Consider the following 1,983-nt stretch of genomic DNA (forward strand, 5'->3'; position numbering starts at 1 on the left):
GGCGGGCGGCGCGAGCGGCCCGCAGGCCAGCGTCGGCAGGCCGGCCGGGACGCCGTCCTGCAGCAGCCGCAGCAGCGCGCCGGTGTCGAGGTGCTCGGCGACCAGGTCACCGAGCGCGTCCAGGCGCCGCTCGCGGACGTCGGCGAAGCGCGCGGTCCCCGGGCGGAAGTCGCGTCCGGCGTGGCGCGCGGCCCAGCCGAGCAGCGCGCGGCGGGCGTCGTCGTGCTCGAGCAGGCCGTGCCACGAGGTGCCAACGGCGACGCCGTCGACGCAGCCCTCGTCCGCGGTCCCGGGCTCGTCGGCGGCCGCGGCGACCGGGTCGCCGGCGATCAGCGCCGCGCCGCCCTCGCGGACGACGCGCCCGTGGCGGATCTCGTAGCCGCCGGCGGAGATCGTGGCGCCATCGCCGCCGGGCTGCCCGTCGTCGTCCAGCCGCAGCCGGCCGCTGCGACGGCGGGTGATCTTCTGCGCGTGCATCGCGGTCCGCACCGGCAGCAGGTCGAGGCCGGCGACCGTGCCGCTGCCGGTCTCGATCCCGTCGTCCTCGATCGCGGCGCCGAGCATCTGGTAGCCGCCGCAGATCCCGAGGATCGGCCGGCCCTGCGCGACCCGCTGCTCCAGCACCCGGTCGAGGCCGTCCGCGCGCAGCTCGGCCAGGTCGGCGACGGTCGCCTTGCTGCCCGGAAGGACGACCAGGTCGGCGTCGCGCAGGACGTCGGGGTCGCGGGTCAGGCGCAGGTCGACGCCCGGCTCGATCGCCAGCGCGTCGAGGTCGGTGAAGTTGCTGATCCGCCGCAGCCCGACGACCGCGACCCGCAGCGCGCCGGCGTCCTCGGAGCGGCGGTCGAACGTCCGCAGCGCCAGCCCGTCCTCGGCGTCGAGCTCGAGCCCGTCGGCCCACGGGACGACGCCCAGGACCGGGCGCCCGGTCAGCTCCTCGAGGGTCGTCACGCCGGGCGCCAGCAGCGACGGGTCGCCGCGGAACTTGTTGATGATCGTGCCGGCGATCAGCGCCTGGTCGGCGGGGTCGAGCAGCGCGATCGTGCCGTAGTGGGCGGCCAGCACGCCGCCGCGGTCGATGTCGCCGACCACGACCGTGGGGATCCCGGCGGCCCGCGCCAGCCCCATGTTCACGAAGTCGCCCTCGCGCAGGTTGACCTCGGCGGGGCTGCCGGCGCCCTCGCAGATCACGGCGTCGAACCGCGACCGCAGCGTCGTCAGGCTGTCCAGCACCGCGTCGCGCAGCTCGCTCCGCAGGCGCCGGTAGTCGCGGGCGCCGGCGGTCCCGAACGGGCGGCCCAGCAGCACCACCTGGCTGACCCGGTCGCCGGTCGGCTTCAACAGCACCGGGTTCATGATCGCCTCGGGCTCGATCCCGGAGGCGGCGGCCTGGACGGCCTGCGCGCGGCCGAGCTCGAGCCCGTCGGGCGTGACCGCGGCGTTGAGGGCCATGTTCTGGGCCTTGAACGGCGCCACCCGCACCCCCTCGCGGTGCAGCCAGCGGCAGATGCCGGCGGTCAGCAGCGATTTGCCGGCGTCCGAGGTCGTGCCGGCGACGAGCAGCGTCCCGGCGGGCGCGGTGGGGTCGAGCGGGCGGGTGCGGGGAACGGCGGCCACGGGTGATGGATCCTGACGGGTGCCGCGGGCGGGCGGCCCGCTGGAGGGCCGGGCGCGGCGCCGCCGGCCCGTCCGATCGTCATCTCGGCGATGGTCCTGACCCGAGGAGGCGAGTCGAGGTCTCCGCGGCGCCGGATCGTCTCCTCGCCGGGCGGCGTCGGCGAGGTGGCGATTCGATGGGGCACGCGCTCGCTGGCTTGCGTGCGGAGGCCGGGCGCCGCGCCGTCGGCCTCGCCGAGCGCCGGCAGCCAGGCGTCGGACGGCCGGACCCGGGATGGCCGGGCGCGGGACGGCAGGGCGGGGGGGGGACGGCCGGACTCGGGACCGCCGGGTGCCGCTCAGCGCCGCCAGGCGACGGCGGCCGCG

General features: G+C 77.7%; 1 protein-coding gene. It reads right to left on the reverse strand.

Annotation, left to right across the window (positions count from 1 at the left end; all coding sequences use genetic code 11):
* Positions 1-1,617 (reverse strand): cobyric acid synthase (locus PAI11_RS10655; RefSeq protein WP_138974227.1); only part of this gene is annotated, 1,617 nt, incomplete at its 3' end.
* Positions 1,618-1,983: the final 366 nt, after the last annotated feature.

The organism is Patulibacter medicamentivorans (assembly GCF_000240225.1).
Lineage (GTDB): Bacteria > Actinomycetota > Thermoleophilia > Solirubrobacterales > Solirubrobacteraceae > Patulibacter > Patulibacter medicamentivorans.